General features: G+C 37.7%; 4 protein-coding genes. All 4 read right to left on the reverse strand.

The features are described from left to right. Positions 1 to 197, reverse strand: a 197-nt coding sequence (locus tag PHP06_10795; GenBank protein MDD3841027.1) for a hypothetical protein, incomplete at its 3' end; no start/stop codon positions are given. 21 nt (positions 198 to 218) lie between these two features. Beyond that, positions 219 to 1,352, reverse strand: coding sequence for an AraC family transcriptional regulator (locus tag PHP06_10800; protein ID MDD3841028.1), 1,134 nt, complete (start codon positions 1,350 to 1,352; stop codon positions 219 to 221). A 77-nt stretch (positions 1,353 to 1,429) separates the two neighbouring features. After that, positions 1,430 to 1,828 carry a response regulator gene (locus tag PHP06_10805; protein ID MDD3841029.1) on the reverse strand — a complete coding sequence of 133 codons (399 nt, stop codon included), beginning with the start codon at positions 1,826 to 1,828 and terminating at the stop codon, positions 1,430 to 1,432. Positions 1,829 to 2,012: 184 nt separating this feature from the next. Beyond that, a partial coding sequence (locus PHP06_10810) for an L-fucose isomerase (protein ID MDD3841030.1) occupies positions 2,013 to 3,728 on the reverse strand: 1,716 nt, incomplete at its 5' end.

The raw sequence follows: 3,728 nt of genomic DNA on the forward strand, positions 1-3,728 counted from the left end.
TAATTAACTTGTTTTACCAGCTGATAAACATATTCCCCTGAATTTTTTTCCACCATATTTCCTGTCACATAATAAGATATAGATGCTATAGACACAACGATCAATATGATGAGGGTGGAAAAAGCACCTGCGATAGTTGTATGAAGGCTATGAGGATTGTATGATGAAATCATCCTTTTTAAAGTTTTTTTAATCACGAGCTGCACCTCTTATATCCTTTATTTACCGCGATATTCTTTGGGCGTTACCCCAACATTCTGTTTAAATGAATGGCTAAAATAGTGAGGATCAGCATAACCGACCTGATCTGCTATTTCATATGTCTTCAATGAGGTATTCTTTAATAGCTCTTTTGCCCTTTTCATTCTGACCCCTGTCAGATATTCTTTGAATGTCTGACCTGTGCCATCTTTGAAAATTTTGCTGAAATAGCTGGAACTTAGATACAAGTAGTCACATAACATCTGAATACTTAAATTTTTATCACCATAGTTATCATCTATAAAAGCACGTGCTCTTTTTACTTGCAGAGCCCAGTCCTCTTGTCTCATTTTAACTATCTTTTCAGAAAGCTTCCTGCACAACTGCTTGTAATATTCCCTTATGTCCTCTAATTTGCTAAACTCTAGAATTTTTTCAAATATTTCAAAATCCAGGACAAATGAGCCTTCTGATTCAACATCTAAATCATCAAAGGCCTTTAATATAGTAACAGCAACCTCCAATAAGACTGTTCTAAAATATGAAATAGTAACACTGGATTCTTTTAGAAAATCAAAAAGACAATCTAGTATATCCATTATCTCATCTATTGTACCCAATTTTATTTTATATGATAGCTCATCGATTATCTCCTGGGTCCTCTGATGAATAAAAGAAGGTTTTCTCTCAATATCTGATTTTATTATCACTTTTTCGCTACCTAAAAGCACTCTATACTCTATAGCTGTCAAGGCATCATTGTAAGAATACCGCACAGATTCTATGTCTTTATATTCATCCCCTAGCCCTGCGGATAATTCCAATCCTAGAAACTTTTTGATATTATCAATTATTTCCGTCAGTATACCTGCTACATGACTTTTAAAATTTTGTGCATCCTTATTTTTTTTCATGAAAATGAATGTAAACTGAAAATGTTTATCGCTAAATACCACTCCATTGTCATACTTATTCAATATCTCGTTGCTCACATTTAACACCGCAAAAGATATTAGCTGTCTGTTTTCAGCCCCAAACATCTTCTCAGCTTTTTTCATATCATCTATCCTTATGACCGCCACTACATAAGAATAGGCAGAGATATCAAGTTGGAGCTTGGTAGCGCTCTGTTGAATATCTTTTTCACTCATATAGCCGGATATCAGATTTGTAAAAAATTTCTCCTTTAGAATTTCTAGACTCTCTTCAAATTGACTCTTGAGTTTTTCTATGTTTTTTTGTCTGCAAATTCTTCATCTAATTCATTTTTTATCTTTTTCAAAGTATCTGAAAATTCTTTTGGGGTAATGGGCTTCAATATATAATCGGATACATCCAACTGTACAGCCTGCTGCGCATATTCAAACTCGTCATATCCAGTTATGATGACAACCTTAACGGTAGAATAAATCTCTTTTGCCCGCTTTGCAAGTTCAAACCCGTCCATAAAAGGCATACAAATATCGGTAAGAATTACATCAGGCTGAACCTTTTCCAAAAGTTCAAGGGCTTGATGCCCATCCCCTGCTTCACCAACTAACTCAAAACCTAGAGCTTTCCAATCTATAATATCGCGTATGGCATTTCTTACAAACTCCTCATCTTCCACAAGGATGATTTTATACATAACAACCCTCCTTAAAATTCTTTAAGGATATATTTAATTGTAAAACTGAATATCTGTATAAAAGCGAATATGATGCTGTACAATATATAATTCAATATTTTATATAAATATCCTTCAAAAAATTATATATAATAACTTTTGCTAAACAGTTAAAGAAAAGCCCCACAAATGGGGCTTTCCAGTTTTACTTTTTATATAAAGGTCCAAAATTTTCACAAGCTCTATAGTCAGCTCCCTGAACATCCATCGCTCCAAATGCTCCCCAAGTACTGGGTCTGAATATTTTATCTTCTGGAACATTGTGCATAGCAACAGGTATTCTTAACATTGATGCCAATGTGATGAGCTGTGCTCCAATATGCCCATAGCTGATTGCCCCATGGTTTGCGCTCCAATTGTTCATCACTGAATATACATCCTTGAAAGGACCTTCCCCGGTCAACCTCGGGGCAAACCATGTTGTAGGCCATGTAGGATCGGTACGTTTATCTAGTGTATCATGTACTTCTTTAGGTAGATCTACTGTATATCCTTCAGCTATCTGAAGCATTGGCCCTAACCCTTTTACAATACTTATTCTTGACATTGTTACAGGCATTCCTCCCCTTGTCAAAAAGTTTGAAGAAAAACCTCCGCCTCTAAAATATCCCAATGATGCAGGTCTAAACTGTGTAGCATCTAGACATTTTTTAACTTCATCCGGAGTGATCTCCCAGAAAGGTTTCATTGCAGGTTTTCCATCAATACTCATCTCGCCTGTAGCATCCAGAGTAGTAGCACCTGAGTTTATCAAGTGAATAATACCGTTTTCAGCAGCTCCTTCAAGGGTATATCCGGTAACTCTCTTAACGGCCTCAGGGCTCCAATATGTCCTTACATCAGAGAATATCTGAGCTGTATTAGTCAATAGATGACCAAAAAGCATACAAACACCATTTAGACTATCATTTTCTGTTGCCACCAATAATGGCTCTCTTATTCCGTTCCAATCAAAAGATGTGTTGAGTATGGTCTCTAAAAAGTCTCCATTAGGAAAATGATCCGTCCATTGTCTCTGTCCCTGGAATCCTGCAAGTATGGCATTATGTCCCATTGCCTCTTCTCCAAACCCTAGTTCAGCAAGCTTGGGATTCCCTATCATCAGATCTCTCGCTATTATAGCCATCTTAACTACAAATTCCCAATCTTTATCCTTTTCCGCCCTGCTCTTTTGATCCTCTTCAGCATTGTTGTCAGGGCCTTCTTTACAGTACTTCTTCACCCACTCTAAAGCCTTCTCATATTCTTCTTTATCATAGATTTCCTCATCTATCCTTCTGATGAATTCGGACATATCTATATATTCTGTTCTCATTCCTAAATAATCTTCAAAAAAATCGGGATTTACCATTGAACCCGCTATCCCCATTGCAACTCCACCCATGGATAGATAAGACTTGCCTCTCATATAAGCAACGGCTAATCCTGCTTTTGCAAACTGCAACAGCTTCTGTTTTACATCCTCAGGAATTTCAGTATCGCCAGCATCTTGAACATCTCTGCCGTATATGCCAAAAGCAGGGAGTCCTTTTTGAGAGTGAGCAGCTAATACTGCTGCAAGATAAACTGCCCCTGGACGTTCGGTTCCGTTAAATCCCCAGACAGCCTTTGGAATATGGGGATCCATATCCATTGTCTCTGATCCATAGCACCAACAAGGTGTCACAGTAAGAGATACGCCTACACCTTCTTTTTTGAACTTCTCTGCAGCGGCTGCTGCCTCTGCTACACCACCAATACAGGTATCTGCAATTACGCATTCAACCGGCAGTCCATTGGGATGAACCAAGTTATTGCTCAAAAACTCAGCTGCAGCTTTAGCCATACCCATAGTCTGCTCTTCAAGGGACTCCCTAACTCC

The organism is Clostridia bacterium, assembly GCA_028698525.1.
Lineage (GTDB): Bacteria > Bacillota > Clostridia > JAQVDB01 > JAQVDB01 > JAQVDB01.

What these genes read in the sequence shown, in the direction of transcription:
- PHP06_10800 (MDD3841028.1), bottom strand. Translation starts at nt 1,352, where the DNA reads ATGAGTGAAAAAGATATTCAACAGAGCGCTACCAAGCTCCAACTTGAT.
- PHP06_10805 (MDD3841029.1), bottom strand. Translation starts at nt 1,828, where the DNA reads ATGTATAAAATCATCCTTGTGGAAGATGAGGAGTTTGTAAGAAATGCC.